Origin of the sequence: Haladaptatus cibarius D43, assembly GCF_000710615.1 — an archaeon.
In the GTDB taxonomy this organism is placed as follows: domain Archaea; phylum Halobacteriota; class Halobacteria; order Halobacteriales; family Haladaptataceae; genus Haladaptatus; species Haladaptatus cibarius.
Map to the genome: position 1 here is coordinate 309,981 of NZ_JDTH01000006.1, position 14,684 is coordinate 324,664.

Genomic DNA, 14,684 nt, shown 5'->3' on the forward strand with positions numbered 1-14,684 from the left:
GGAATCAGAAGGGGAAGGGAGACAGAATTTGACACTGTGTGAATACCACATACGATTTCATACTACTTCACAACGACCACATAACGGTGTAGACAGCAGTACACGGCGTTCTTAGAAGGGTTTTAAGTCCAAATCGTGGGTTGAGACACCATAGCACGTCAACAACCATGAACATTATAGGTAAACTACAATCCATCGGCCCGGGTGCAATGGTCGCAGCGGCGTTCATCGGCCCCGGAACCGTGACGACCGCGAGCGTGACGGGGGCGGAGTTCGGCTACGCTCTCGTCTGGACAATCGTGTTTTCCATCGTCGCAACCATCGTGTTACAGGAGATGAGCGCCCGTCTCGGCGTCGTCTCGCGCAACGGACTTGGCGAAGCGCTCAAAGAGCAGTTCGACAACCCCGTTCTCTCGACCGTCAGCATCGCGCTCGTGGTGAGCGCAATCGGCGTCGGAACCGCGGCCTACGAAACCGGGAACATCCTCGGCGGGGCCGCCGGACTCGCCGGAATCACGGGTATCAGCGCGAACATCTGGGGGCCGCTGATGGGACTCTGTGCTGGCGTGCTGTTGTGGACTGGCCGGTACAAACTCATCGAGAAGGCTCTCGTCGGACTCGTGGCGATCATGGCCGTCGCGTTCGTCGTCAACGCGATACTCATCGATCCCGACCTCAACGCGCTGGCGATGGGATTCGTTCCGAGCGTTCCCGAAGGTTCTATCTTCCTCATCACGGGTCTCATCGGAACCACCGTCGTCGGCTACAATCTGTTCTTGCACGCCGGGAGCGTGCAAGAACGCTGGGCTGGGCCGAACGAGTTGGGCGAATCGCGCGCCGACACGATACTCTCGATTTTCATCGGTGGCGGCATCACCATTGCCATCCTCGTCACCGCGGCGGCGGCATTCCCCGCCGGTACCGAAATCAGCGACGTGAGTCGGATGGCGGAACAAATCGAACCGCTCGCGGGGACGCAGGCGACGGTTCTGTTCAGCATCGGCCTGTTTGCCGCCGGATTCACGAGCGCGACGACCGCGCCGCTGGCCGGAGCCTACGCCACCGCTGGCGCGCTCGGGTGGGACACCGACCTCAAATCGACGAAGTTCCGTGCAGTCTGGGGTTCAATTTTGCTCATCGGCATCGTCTTCTCTGCCCTCGGCCTCAAACCCGTGGAGGCAATCGTCTTCGCGCAAGTTGCAAACGGAATCCTTCTTCCCATCGTCGCCGTCTTCCTCATTTACGTGATGAACGACCGCGACATCCTCGGGGAGTACGTGAACAGCACCGCACAGAACGTCATCGGCGTGGTCGTCACCCTCGTCGTCGTTTGGTTGGGACTCCGCTCGCTCTACGGCGTCGGGCAGAGTTTGGGGGTGTTCTGAATGGCCGGGAACACCCGCGTCGGCGTGGACGTCGGCGGCACGTTCACCGACGTGGTTCTCCTTCCGCCGGACGACGAACTCGTGACGGCGAAAGTTCCGAGCACGGACGACCAGAGCGTCGGCGTCATCTCGGGCATCGAAAAGGCCTGCGAGGAGGCCGGAATGGACCCGAGAGACGTGGACGCCTTTACTCACGCGATGACGGTTTCCGTCAACGCCCTGCTGGAAGAGAACGGTGCGAAAACGGCACTTGTGACTACTGAAGGATTCCGCGACGTGCTGGAAATCGGGCGACAGGCCCGACCCGACCTGTACGACGTGAACGTGGACAAACCCGGGCCGCTCGTTCCACGGCGGCGCAGGTTCGAGGTTTCGGAGCGAACCGCAATCGACGGCGTCCGAGTCGCTCCCGACGAGGACGAGGTTCGGCAAGTCGCCGAAAACATCCGCGACTGCGGCGCAGAAAGCGTCGCAGTCGCGTTTTTACACGCCTACCAACATCCGGAAAACGAGCAGGCAATCACAGACGTCCTTCGTGAAGAACTCGACATTCCCGTCTCCGCGTCGCACGAAGTGCTCGCGGAGTTCCGCGAGTACGAACGAACTTCCACGACGGTCGTGGACGCCTACGTCACGCCAGCAATCGACGCCTACATCGGTCGATTGGAGGAGCGCGCCGAAACCCTCGGCGTGCCGGTTCCGCGAATCATGCAAGCCAACGGTGGCATCGCCCCGGCGAAAACCGTCCGCGAACACGCCGTCACGACGACGATGTCCGGCCCCGCCGGGGGCGTCGTCGGCGCGGCGGAGACGGCAAATCAGCGTACGCTCGACGGCTTGGTCACCTTCGACATGGGCGGAACGTCGAGCGACGTGAGCCTCGTCCGCGACGGCGAGGTCGAGCGAACGACGAACGCCGAAATCAACGGTCGGCCAATCAAAACGCCGATGGTTGACGTGAACACGGTCGGCGCTGGCGGCGGGTCGATTGCGTGGGTGGACGCGGGCGGCGCGCTCCGGGTCGGCCCGCAGTCGTCCGGCGCGAATCCCGGCCCGGCCTGCTACGGGCGCGGTGGAACGAAACCGACGGTCACGGATGCGAACGTCGTCCTCGGCTACATCGGCGGGAGTTCGGCGCTCGGTGGCGAACTCGAACTGGACGAGGAGGCGGCCCACGACGCGCTTTCCCGACTTGCTGACGAAGCAGGACTGGACAGCGCACTCGACGCCGCACGCGGCGTCTTCCGGGTCGCAAACGCGAACATGACACGGGCAATTCGGGCCGTAACCGTCGAACGCGGCCACGACCCGCGTGGGTTCGGACTCGTCGCGTTCGGCGGGGCGGGGCCGATGCACGCCGCCGCGCTCGCAGACGGGTTGGACATGGACTCGGTCGTCGTCCCCCACGCCTGCGGCGTCTTGTCGGCCTACGGCCTCCTCGCCGCCGACGAAAAACACGATTCGGTCAGAACCCTGCGAAGTCAGCTTTCGGGAATCACGTTGGAGTCGGTCGAATCGACCTACGACGAACTCACGGCGGACGTGCTTTCGGACGTTGAGAACCCGAACGACGCGGTGGTTCAGCGGGCGGCAGACCTGCGCTACGTCGGCCAGAGCTTCGAACTCACGGTTCCCGTCGGGGAATCGTTCGATGCGGAAGCGGTCGCGGAGCGATTCCGCGAGGCGCACGAGAACGCCTACGGCTACACGATGGACGACCCGATAGAGCTGGTGAACCTGCGGGCCACGGCGGTCGTGGAGCGCGAATCGCTCTCCGTTTCCTACCGAACTGCGGGCGAAGCCAGAAACGGAACCCGCGAGGTCTTTTTCGGCGACGAGTTCCACGAAACGGCGGTTTTCGACCGCGTTGGACTCGAAGAAGGGACGACAATTGACGGCCCCGCAATCCTCGAACAGAACGAAAGCACCGTCGTCGTTCCCCCGGCGTGGTCGGGAACAGTGCAAGCCGATGGCACGCTCGTGCTGTCGGGAGGTGAGGACGAATGAGCGAAAGAGAATCAACGGAGGACATCGACCCAGTGACGCTCGAAATCATGCGCAACCAGTTCGAGGGTGTCGCCGAGGAGATGGGCCAAGTGCTCATCACCTCGTCGTACTCGCCGAACATCAAGGAGCGACGAGACTGCTCTACGGCCCTCTTCGACGAATCGGGCCGTCTGGTCGCGCAGGCCGAACACATCCCGGTTCACCTCGGCGCGATGCCCGCGGCGGTGACGACGGTGCTCGAATACGACCCGAAACCCGGCGACGTGTTCGTGCTGAACGACCCATTCGAGGGCGGCACGCACCTCCCCGACGTGACGATGGTGTCGCCGATTGCCATCGACGGGGAGATCCTTGGCTATGCGGTTTCCCGCGCACATCACGCCGACGTGGGTGGGATGACCCCCGGAAGCATGCCCGCCGGGGCGCGCGAAATCTATCAGGAGGGCATCCGACTGCCGCCGGTTCGACTCGTCAAAAGTGGCGACGTGAACGACGACGTGATGAGCCTCCTGCTCGCAAACGTCCGGAATCCGGGCGAGCGCAAGGCGGACATCCGCGCGCAAATCGCGGCCAACGAACGAGCGGAAAAACGACTCGGCGACCTCGTGGAAGAGCACGGAAAAGGCCGCGTCGTCGCGGCCTTTTCCGCCGTGATGAACTACTCGCGCGACCGCATCAGCGCGGAACTCGCCGACCTGCCGGACGGCGAGTTCCATGCGAGGGACGTGATGGAAGGGGATGGGGTAACTGACCACGAAATCCCAATCGAAGTCGCTGTGACGGTCGATGGCGACCGAATCGAGGTCGATTTCGCCGGAACCGCAGAACAGGTCGCCGGAAACGTGAACGCGCCGCTGGCAGTGGCAAAGAGCGCGGTGTATTTCGTCATCCGGTGCGTGACAGATCCCGAAATTCCGCCGAATCAAGGCTGTTATGACCCGATTTCCGTCGCGGTTCCCGAAGGCTCGCTGTTGAATCCCCGTGTCCCCGCGGCAGTCGTCGGCGGCAACGTCGAAACAAGCCAGCGGGTAACCGACGTGGTGTTCACCGCGTTCGCGGAGGCGGCCCCAGACCGAGTGCCCGCGCAGGGGCAGGGGACGATGAACAACCTCACAATCGGCAGTCGAGACGGCGGCGAGGACGGCTTTACCTACTACGAAACCATCGCTGGCGGGTTCGGCGGCAGGCCGACCAAGGACGGCATGGACGGGGTACAGGTCGGAATGACCAACACGCTGAACACGCCCGTCGAGGCGATGGAAGCCGAATACCCCCTGTTCGTGGAGGAGTACGGACTCCGCCAAAACAGCGGCGGGCGCGGCGAACACCGGGGCGGCCTCGGCGTCGTTCGTTCCGTGACGGTGGAATCGGACGCAACGGTGTCCCTACTGACCGAACGCCGCCGAGTCGCCCCGCGAGGTATCGCGGGCGGCGAGGACGGCGAACCCGGCGAAAACCGCATTTCGGGCGAACTCGTTCCGGCGAAGACGACGCGAGACGTTCCCGCCGAAACGACGATTACGGTCGCCACGCCGGGCGGCGGGGGTCACGGACTCGCCGAGAAACGCGACCCGGAAGAAATTGAACGTGACCGCAAGGACGGGAAAATGGAGTGGGACGAATGAGCGAAAATCGGGCACGGAGGTGCCGATAATGTTCGGTTGGCGCGCCCGCCTCGGCGTCATCGTCCCGTCCTCGAACACGACGGTCGAGGGCGAGTTCCGGCGGGCGCTCCCCGACGGCGTGAGCCTTCACGCAGCGCGAATGCCGCTCGAATCGGTAACCGTCGAGGAACTGGATTCGATGGCGGACGACGCCGTTGCCTGCGCGGAGCGACTGGCCCACGCGAACGTGGATGTCGTGGCCTACGCCTGCACGACCGGAAGCCTCCTGCACGGGAAGGGGTTCGACAGCGACCTCGAAACGTCGCTGTCGGAGACAACGGGCGTTCCCGCCGTAGCAACTGCCCTCTCGGTCAAACGCGCGCTGAAGGCACTCGACGCGAAACGAATCGCGGTCGTCACGCCGTACACCGACGAACTGAACGACCGAGAGGAATCCTATTTGAACGACGCCGGATTCGACGTGGTGGAACTGGACGGGCGCGGCATCGAGGCGAACACCGGGATCGGGTCGCTGCGGCCCGAAGACGCCTATCGGCAGGTTCGGGAAGTCATTGCGGAACTCGACGCCGAATCGGCGTCGAGTTCCCCGTCTACGTCGGCGAGCGATTCGAAATCGCTCGCCAACGCCGTAGACGCCGTGTTCGTCTCCTGTACGAACTACCGGACGTTCCCGGCGGTAGAGCCGCTCGAATCCGACCTCGGGATTCCGGTCGTGACGAGCAATCAAGCGACGCTCTGGGACGCGCTTCGGCGACCCGGCGTTGCCGGAAGCACGCCGGGTCGCTTGGGCCAGAAAGGCTGATCGGAAAGGGCTGATTGAGACGGTGTTATCGCTTTTTGACCGCGCTCATTTCGGCGGGCGCAGTCGGTAGTACCGCCGGTTGAGTTCGAACATGTACCCCTCGCGCATCGCCTTGAGAATCGCGTAGGTCATGAACCCGCCGACGAACGGCAGGAGGAACGTGAGGTCGAAGAGCAGGTTCGCGTCGATTGGAACGAGGTTCTGCACCGCGAAGGCGCTAATCGTGGTGGCGAAAATGACGCCGAACACGCCGACAGCGGCCCAAAACGGTTCTTCGACCGGCCGCCGGGCGCTCCCCTTGTTCAGGAACGGCACGATGGCGATGACGCCGACCACGACGATGTTGGCGATGACGCCGTAGGTTCGGTCGGCCATGAGTTTGTCGCCGCCGAGGATGGACAGTTCCGGGTTCAGTGGCCCAAGTTTTAGCAAGCCGAACGACCAGTACAGATACCAGTCAGGGAGGATGATGAGCGGCGTCGAACTCGGGTCGGCCGGCGGGCCGAGATGCGGCGGCAGTGTCGCCGAGAGGAGCAGAATCATTCCGACGAAAAAGCTCACGATGGAGAGGTTGCGAATCATCTCGTGGGGCCACGTCGGGAACGCGAGCACGTCGCGTTCGACGTAACTGGATTCCTCTCGCAACTGTTGGTCTTCGTAGCGCGCGCGTTCGAAATACTCGTAAGTCAGTCGGGCAAGTCCCTGCGTTCGCTGTTTTCGTTCGAGCCACGTCGGCGATTCGTCGTCCGGCGGGACGATGAGTGAACCGTCTGTGCGTAGCTCCTCGTTTGTGTCGTTTGAATCCCCCATGCTAACATCCCCCACTCAGTCCGTACTAGGTCTGGGTCGCTGTTCGGGCATGAATCTTTTCGAGAAATGCTCCGTACCGCACGATTATCTCAATCGCTGTGGCTGTGATTGCAGCGTTCCGAGCGGATTTTTCGCGTTCTACCGAGAGCTAACCACCGCGACCGAGCAGGGCGCGTTTTTCAGCACGTATTCGACGTGATAGCCGAAAAACGCACGCCGCGAGAGCGACCGCAGTTCGCTTCCGAGCACGATGAGGTCGATCTCGTTCGTCGTCGCCCGGTCGATGACCGCACGTTCCGGATTGTCGTCCGCGAGAACGTCGGTCAACACGTTCGCACCGAGTTGTCGGCCGAGCGCCGCCTCCCTGTCAACGATTTCCGCACCGATTTCGGCCGCTTCGGACACGTCCGCCTCGCCGACGAACAGTTCGTGGAGTCGCCTGAGGTCGATGACGTGAACGACTTCGACCAGTGCGTTGCAGTCGAGCGCGATTTCGAAGGCGATTTCGGCGGCGTGACGGCTGTACTCGGTTCCGACCGTCGGAACGAGGATTCGGCGAATCGGAACCGAATCGAGCGGCCCGCCCGCGCTATCGACGTTGGCGTTCACCGCCATGACGGGCGTCGATGTCGCCCGAAGCACGTCTTCGATACCGAGTTCAAACAGCGGTCGTCCGGTGCCATTTACGGGGTTGCGGCCTGCTCCGCTTCCGTCTCCGGGGTTGCGATCTGTTCCGTCGCCGGTTTTGCGAGCGCTTTCGCCGTCCGCGATACCCATTCCGAGTGCAAGGAAGTCATACCCCCGGTGGAGTTCCCGAGTGACGGTTTCGCCGACGGTTCCTCGTCGGGGGCGAACCCGATTGTGAACCATCTCTTGGGAGAGCGATAGCTGTCGCGTGGTGTTGTCGAGACAGTCCTCCGCGACGGCGTTTTTTGTACGATTTGTGGCCGAGGGGCCGCCGTTACTTCGTGGATTGGGCGAACTGCGAGTGTACTTCGATAGGCGTCGGCGTATTCTGTGCGCGAGCGAATCGGAAACCGATTTGCTCGCGCCGACAACGTACATATTCGTCACTTCGATGTCCCGATTTCGACCGATGTGGCCGAGCAACTGTGCGGCGAGTTGGGCGTGGACGCTACAGCGGGTCGGAAGCAGGACGCGGGAAACCGACCCCAAAAAACTCCGTGCGTCGCGCTCTTTTTGCTGTAATCGCCGCTTTTCTTCGCCAGAAAGTTCGACACGGTCGATAGCGAAACGGAGAATCGGCGGCGCGAACAGCGAGGTGACGATGGCGATGACGACGATTATCGTGTACATCGTCTCCGTCAGCACGCCGAGGCTGAGGCCGACAGTTGCGACGATGATTTCCAGCGCGCCGCGGGCGTTCAATCCCGCGCCGATGGCGATACCTTCCCAGTTCGACAGTCCGGCACCGCGCGCACCGACGAACGCGCCGATGAACTTTCCGGCGATGGCGACGCCCAACACGGCGGCACCGACGAGCAGGATGGACGGCGTGGTGAGGGCCGTCAAATCGACGCGGAGTCCCGCCGTGGCGAAGAATATCGGAGCGAAAATTCCGAGCGTGATGACCTCGAAGACGTGCCGGACCCCTTGGTCGAACCGGTTCACTCGGCCAACGAGAACCCCGACGACGAACGCGCCGAGGACGGCTTCCAGTCGGAGTGCGTGCGTGAGCGTCCCGACGCCCAGCGCGAGAATCATGACCGTCGTGACGAGCGAGAGGTCGCTGTTGAACGTGCTATCGACCCAGCGAATCAGGCGGGAAACGAGGCGGAGGCCGACGGTGAACGAAAGGACAAGGAAGATTGCGAGAAAAAGAATCGTCGTCCCGGCGGTCGTTATCGCCGTCTCCTCGGTGCCGCGGGCGAGTCCGGCGACGACGGCGAGGAGAATCCAGCCGACGGTGTCGTTTATCATCCCCGAGGCGATGGTCAACTGGCTGATTTCGCGGTCGATGATGCCGAGGTCGAGGAGGATTTTTGCGATGACGGGAATCGCAGAGATGGAAAGCGCGGTGGCGATGAAGAGGCTGAACACGAACCGGTTTCCGTCCGCCGCGAGGAACGCCGCCGGGAGCATCCACGCGATGCCGAATCCGAGGACGAACGGAACGACGATGCTCGCGCTCGCAATCGAGGTGGCTCTGCGGGCGCGACTGGCGATGAGGTCGAGGTCGGTTTCGAATCCGGTGACGACCAACAGCATGAGCAGACCGAGCCACGAAACCGCTTCGAGCAGGTGATACTGCGTCGGGTCGGGCGGAAACAGCGCGACGAAAAGGCCCGGAAAGAGCGCCCCGAGAATCGATGGCCCGAGGACGATTCCTGCGAGCAGTTCACCCAACACTGAGGGAAAGTCGAAGTATCTGGCGACCTCGCCGAGAACGCGGGCCGTCAGTAGGAGGACGAACAACTGTCCGAACAGAAACAACAACTCGTGACCCGCGAGCGGCGGAATGACGCCACTCGAATCGATTTGAAACACTGACACCTCTCCCCGTCCCTGTTCGACAACCGGACAGAAATACTCTTGTGCGAGGACGGGTGACTCAGTCTCTCACCAGCAGGGTCAGTCCCAAAAGACAGGCCAGCAGAACGACGATGACGAGTCGCGTGTTCGTGATGTGTGCCATTTCCGTCATCGTGTTGATGAACGTCGTGAGCATAGTGACGACCGTGAGCAGTTCCTTGAGCAGCTGTGGCGTGATTTTCATGATGGAAGGCCGAAGGGGGAACAATGGTTTCGAATACGGTTCAGGTCGGCAAGTCGGGCGGCTTCGATTCCTGACTCGGGCGAATCGCGTAGTCGTCGCGTGTCATTTAGTTTCTCTGTATCGTTTGGCCGCACCGGGTAATCGGATTGTGTCGTTTGACCGGGTTGGTGTGTCGCGTGCCATGTGCCGTTTCGCTCGCGCCGGGGTGGCGCGCATTCGACCATGTACCCGCAGGCCTTATCATCACCATCGACCGTTTTCAGTTCACGAACGGTCAAAACGGGTTAGAAACCGGCTAAAGCGGCGAAATTCGGCGGGACGACGGACGAGACGCGATACCCACCGCGACAGACTCGAATCAACGATGAACGAAATGAATGGGTTACGTCCGTCCTAAAATCGTGGAAGGTTCGCGCCGTTATCGAAATTCGCCGAGACGGTAGCGAGTGTCGAGCGGGTATCGGCGATTTTTGGCGAGAACGAGGTGCACTCCGATGGCCACCGCAAGAAGGCCGAAGTTCCAAAGCGGTGAGTCGTAGTAGATAACGTCGATGATGATGGGGTCGCTGTACACGGGCCAGAGCGGCGACAGCGGGGCGGCGATGTCAGGTGCCGAAAGCAGGTCGGCAAAAATGTGGCTGATTCCGCCCGTGAGAAGTCCGGCGGTAGCGAAGACGAACACCGTTTCTCCGGTGATTTCGGTGCTGCGAATCCACCGATTCGCGTTCAATGACGTGGTGAGAAATCGCGCGCTGACTGCTCCGCAGAGGACGCTCACAACCGCGACGAACAGGAACGTGTGCGTGATACCGTGGTGGGAAACAGGAAGTACATGCCGGAGTGCCAAATCCACGTCCGGAAGCATTGACGTCACCAATGCAAAGGCCGTGAATCCGATCGCCCCGCGGCGACCCCAGATGGCCCACGCTGGCGCGGCGAACAACAACGCCATCCCGAAATGCCCACTCACATCAACCATGTGAAAACTGAATGAATCGCGGGGTGATACGTGTTCTGGCTGGTTAGACTATCTCTTTCAGTAGTACAATACGAATTGTGTGACGAGAAAGTATTTGTCAGAGTGTCGTATATGGCGGTTAAACGTGCGTGAGATATATCTACACAAACATCGCGATTCAATCAGACGGAAGCGCCATCGGGGAATAGTTTGTTCACCCTTGAGCGCGAACGCAAGGTATGAGCAGACGAGTTGGTCGCCGTCAGTTCCTCGCAGGCGTCGGTGCGAGTGCTGGTGGACTCCCCGCAGTCGCGGGCAGTACGCTATTCGGAACCTCCACCTCGAATCGAACCCGAAACCCGAAAAATCGTCAAAGGCAAGTCAATCTCCCGCCGGAAACCGACGCACCCGTAAACGTTCGCGGCGCGATTTACATCCCCGCGAGGGCGTTCAACCGCTATCAGATGTGGCGAGATTACGACCCCGAAATCATCGAACGGGATTTGGGCTACGCCGACAGCGTCAACTTAAACGCCATTCGGACGTGGATGAGCTACGAATACTGGCTCGAACATCCCGACGAACACTGGGAGGCGCTCGAACATTTCTTGGACACGGCCGACAGCTACGGCATGCGCGTCCTGCTCGGCCTGTTCGACAGCGTCGGGCGCGAACCGACCTACGAAAATCTCATCAACGACGACCCACTGACCGCGGTGCAGGCGTTTTCACCCTCCACGAGAACGATGGCGAGTCGGGCACTGTGGGACGACCCGCGCGATTTCATCGTCGAATTTATGGAGCGATACCGCAACGACGAGCGCCTGTTGGCCATCGAGGTGACCAATGAACCCGGCTGGAATCAAAAAGACATCCGGTTTTTCCGCCAGATGTCGAAAACGTTCACGCTGTATCAGGGCGAACTGCCGCTGTCGATGGGTTCGACCAGTTTGGCGAACAACGCCGACTATCTCGACTGGGGGATGGACATCCTCCAGTTCCACTACAACTTCGCCCGGACGACTGACCGCTACGAGCGCGTACTTCGACAGGCAAAGCACATTCAGGACAAAATCGGTGCCCCGGTGTGGCTTTCCGAATGGCAGCGAATCCGCCCCGGAGATACGTTCTTCGCGGAAGTGTCCGGCGAGGCCGCAGTTCCGGATTACGCCTCCCTCGCACCGACGATTCAAAAATTCGGTACGGGGAACTTCTTCTGGTCACTGATGATAAAACCGGCATTCTCGCTCTACCTCCGCGAGCACGGCGTCCTCAATGGCCTGTTCCACGAGGATGGCGCAGTGTGGGACGTAGACGACGCACGCAGTATCAAAGCCATGTCCGGCGAACCAGAGTACGAAGGCGAAGAGCGAACGGAGTACCCGGACTGGGCGGGCGAGATTAAACAGAAAGCGGAGCAGGCACCCGGAGAGGAACAACCCGAGTGAGGCACCGCCGACGAACGTGCCGACTACCGACTGCCAGTAACTACACTTCGCCCGTCCCGCGCGTGCTGTTCGCCGCGGAGTTGTCGCCGTATCGAGCGGCCGTGAGGTTCACCCGCTCACTTCGGTTGTCGGCGACGACACCGAACAGATTGCGGGAAATCCACGTGTTTTTGACCGTGACGTCAGTGCCGTTCCACACCGTGATTCCGGTGGCACTCCGAACCGTACTCGCATTTCGAATCGTCACGTCGGAGGCGTTTCTGAGGTGAATCGCGCGATTCCAGCGTTCGACTCGAACCGAGTGAATCGTTACGTTCGAGACGCCGGATTCGTTATCGACCACGATTCCCGTGGAGTCGGTGACGCCTCTCCCCAACAGCGTGTGTCCGGAACCGTTTATCCGAACGTCGCTGGAGTTGATGACGAGGCAACTGCTCGCCAATCCGGTCGCGCCGCCGAAATCGTCGGTGAGAACGTACTCACCGGGACTCGAAATCGTTCGGCAGTGGTCGAGGGCGGTCGGGTCGGGGGCCTTCGGTTCGGGCTGGTCGTCACCCGGCGACAGTTCGACGAAATCGACCGCGACGGTCAGTGCAACGAGGAGAATCAATGGGGCGATGATGAGGAGGTACTTTCGCCCGGAAGACGACACATCGATGGAGACCATTCCTACCGGTAGTATTCTTCGCTCTACGTATTAAATATCGTTGGCCACGACCGGCACTGAAAGCCGTCGCGTCTCTCGAAAACCGAAAAGAAAATGTGGCGGGGTCGAGCGTGCGCGCACGCCCGACCCAAATAGCTACGCCGTTCAACCCGGTTTCGCCGAATTAATTAAAATGATTCTGAAAGGAAATCGGCCATTTCCGAAACACGAATGACTGCAAGGAGAGCAACGACGTAACCAAAGCAACAGCGTGGCCAGTGACACACCAATCAGTAGCAGTAACAGAGCATTGCCGACAGTAACGCGTCGATAACCGGTCGTTTATTCCTCACTAATCGACCTGAGTTGCCCATCTGACGCACCGATGAAGACGCGACCAGCGGCAACTGCCGGAGAAGATTCCACGTATGGGGAGTCCTCGCGTTCGCCCTCGAAATCGAGTCGCCACGCGTTTTCACCATCGACCGTCACCGCCGACACGCCGTTTCGGCATCCGACGTAGACGACGCCGTCCGCAACTGCGGGCGACGAGCGCGTGTCCGTCTTTATTTCCGCCTTCCACCGTTCCGTTCCAGCTTTCGCATCCACCGCGTACAGTCGCCCGCGCGTCACGCCGGAGCAGTTGTCGTCGTCCGAACCGCCCGACAGTAAGCAGACGCGGGACGACGAGGCAGGGACGTAGACGGTTCCGTCCGCCACTGCCGGGGAAATCTTCTGACTCGTATTGCCCAGTCCGTACGTCCACCTCGTTTCGCCGGTTTCGGCATTGAGCGCCCACAACCGACTCGGAGAGTCGCCGCGGTACGGAGCCGCGTAGTACACCAGTTCATCCCCAACTGCCGGAGAAGCGTACGAGCTTCCGACGATGTTCCGCGACCACACGACTTCGCCCGTTTCGACGTCAAGGGCGTACACCGCATTTTCGCCGGTAAAGTGAACCCGGCCGTCTGCAACGGCGGGCGACGACTCGATGTGGTCGCGCTCGCCGAAATCGTCGTAGCGCCACAGTTCGTTCCCGGTTTCCGCATCGAACGCGAACAGGGCGCAGGCCTCGAATTTTTCTTCGTCCTCCGGGCCGGAGACGACAAGTGGGCCGTCACCTATCGTCCCGACGAAGATTCGCCCGTCCGCGACAACCGGCGACGACGAACTAAATCGGTGCCCGACATCGACCGTCCAGCGCTGATTTCCACTTTCGATGTCCACTGCATAGAACTGCTTCCCCCACGTTCCAGCGTAGAGAACGCCATCGACGACCGCGGGTGCCGACGAGACGTACCCGTCGGTGTCGAACTTCCAGACCTGCTTGCCGCTACTCGTCTCGACCGCACGGATACCGCCGGGGTCACCCGTCCCGGTCGTGTAAACCACGTCCTCCAGCACGACCGGCGAACTGTTCATCGTCGGCGTTCCCGCGTCGAACGTCCACTCAACTTGCGGATTCTGGGTCGGCCCACTCGCGGCTGGTGCCGACCCTCGGTTCCCCGCATCGTAGCCGAAACACGGCCACGAATCCGACGCGGAAGAATCTTCCTCGTCTTCTGACTCGGGAGTCGTATCCTGTGCGGGCGGAGACTGCCCCGGTTTTGACTCGGTGAGACATCCTCCAACCGCTACCATCCCTCCGACCGCGGCAATTGCGCGACGGCGCGACCACCCACCGTTCGACACTTCATCATCGATCATAGTTCACGATAGACGTGTTATGTGAAAACCATCACGAAGGGTGAAATAACGATTGTACTAAAACGTATCCAGCCATCTCGGTGCGAAAATCTTCTCTGAAATTCGGGAGTATGCGCAGGAAGCATAGTAATGACTGCTTGAATCGGTGTGACAGCGCACAAAAACGACGAAATGGCGTCGTTTTCGCATTGCTCTTTATAAATAGCAAAACCCACCGCGAGCGCCGTCGCTCGTGGTGGGTAATGAATGAGAGTATGAGTGGGAGGCGGCGAATCGGATTTCCCAGAGGCTCGCGCACTCCAGTACTGACCGAAACGCAGACAGGCTTAACTACCGTGTTCGGGATGGGTACGGGTGTGGCCCTGTCGCTCTGGCCGCCTTAACGTCAACTCACGGAATCGAACCGTGACTGTGGATACCAATCGTTGATGGTTCGGACAACCGTATGTAGTGTATGTGCAATCCAGTTTGCGCCTGGACTCACACGCGTGAGCGATGGAATTGCAATAGGCGGTATGGTTGTGAGGAGTTGCGGGGTTAGTGAGGGGGGACTGAAGGG

The 14,684-nt window shown here is 61.0% G+C and carries 11 protein-coding genes and 1 rRNA gene; 5 read left to right on the forward strand and 7 right to left on the reverse strand.

Annotation, left to right across the window (positions count from 1 at the left end; genetic code table 11):
* Positions 1–167 precede the first annotated feature (167 nt).
* The 4 genes from HL45_RS17340 to HL45_RS17355 are packed head-to-tail and all read left to right on the forward strand — an operon-like array spanning position 168 to position 5,819.
* On the forward strand, positions 168–1,385 hold the full coding sequence (locus HL45_RS17340; protein WP_049972453.1) for an Nramp family divalent metal transporter: 1,218 nt from the start codon (positions 168–170) through the stop codon (positions 1,383–1,385).
* Positions 1,386–3,392 (forward strand): hydantoinase/oxoprolinase family protein, encoded by a 2,007-nt coding sequence (locus HL45_RS17345; protein WP_049972454.1) that lies wholly within the window; start codon positions 1,386–1,388, stop codon positions 3,390–3,392. It begins immediately after the preceding gene.
* Positions 3,389–5,017: a hydantoinase B/oxoprolinase family protein gene (locus tag HL45_RS17350; RefSeq protein WP_049972456.1), complete on the forward strand. Its 1,629-nt coding sequence runs from the start codon at positions 3,389–3,391 to the stop codon at positions 5,015–5,017. The genes HL45_RS17345 and HL45_RS17350 overlap by 4 nt, the downstream gene beginning before the upstream one ends.
* 28 nt (positions 5,018–5,045) lie before the next feature.
* Positions 5,046–5,819, forward strand: a complete 774-nt coding sequence (locus tag HL45_RS17355) for a maleate cis-trans isomerase family protein (protein ID WP_049972457.1) — start codon at positions 5,046–5,048, stop codon at positions 5,817–5,819.
* Positions 5,820–5,864: 45 nt separating this feature from the next.
* On the opposite strand, the gene HL45_RS17360 is transcribed toward HL45_RS17355, so the two are convergent.
* The 4 genes from HL45_RS17360 to HL45_RS17370 all read right to left on the reverse strand — a co-directional run bounded on the left by HL45_RS17360 (position 5,865) and on the right by HL45_RS17370 (position 10,345).
* Positions 5,865–6,629: a cytochrome b family protein gene (locus HL45_RS17360; protein WP_049972458.1), complete on the reverse strand. Its 765-nt coding sequence runs from the start codon at positions 6,627–6,629 to the stop codon at positions 5,865–5,867.
* A gap of 138 nt (positions 6,630–6,767) precedes the next feature.
* Complete coding sequence (locus HL45_RS17365; protein ID WP_211250886.1) at positions 6,768–9,143, reverse strand: cation:proton antiporter domain-containing protein; 2,376 nt, start codon at positions 9,141–9,143, stop codon at positions 6,768–6,770.
* 58 nt (positions 9,144–9,201) lie between these two features.
* Positions 9,202–9,366, reverse strand: a complete 165-nt coding sequence (locus tag HL45_RS20940; protein WP_158413717.1) for a hypothetical protein — start codon at positions 9,364–9,366, stop codon at positions 9,202–9,204.
* A gap of 418 nt (positions 9,367–9,784) precedes the next feature.
* A complete protein-coding gene (locus tag HL45_RS17370) occupies positions 9,785–10,345 on the reverse strand; it encodes a metal-dependent hydrolase (RefSeq protein WP_049972460.1) in 561 nt (186 codons plus the stop codon).
* A gap of 218 nt (positions 10,346–10,563) precedes the next feature.
* Here HL45_RS17370 and HL45_RS17375 point away from each other — a divergent pair, with 218 nt between their 5' ends.
* Positions 10,564–11,772 (forward strand): glycoside hydrolase 5 family protein, encoded by a 1,209-nt coding sequence (locus tag HL45_RS17375; protein ID WP_084157078.1) that lies wholly within the window; start codon positions 10,564–10,566, stop codon positions 11,770–11,772.
* Positions 11,773–11,812: 40 nt separating this feature from the next.
* Here HL45_RS17375 and HL45_RS17380 read toward each other — a convergent pair whose 3' ends face one another.
* The 3 genes from HL45_RS17380 to rrf all read right to left on the reverse strand — a co-directional run bounded on the left by HL45_RS17380 (position 11,813) and on the right by rrf (position 14,507).
* Complete coding sequence (locus HL45_RS17380) at positions 11,813–12,439, reverse strand: right-handed parallel beta-helix repeat-containing protein (RefSeq protein WP_049972461.1); 627 nt, start codon at positions 12,437–12,439, stop codon at positions 11,813–11,815.
* Between the two features lie 321 nt (positions 12,440–12,760).
* Complete coding sequence (locus HL45_RS17385) at positions 12,761–14,125, reverse strand: outer membrane protein assembly factor BamB family protein (RefSeq protein ID WP_049972462.1); 1,365 nt, start codon at positions 14,123–14,125, stop codon at positions 12,761–12,763.
* Positions 14,126–14,385: 260 nt separating this feature from the next.
* A 5S ribosomal RNA gene (rrf, locus tag HL45_RS17390) occupies positions 14,386–14,507 on the reverse strand.
* Positions 14,508–14,684 lie beyond the last annotated feature (177 nt).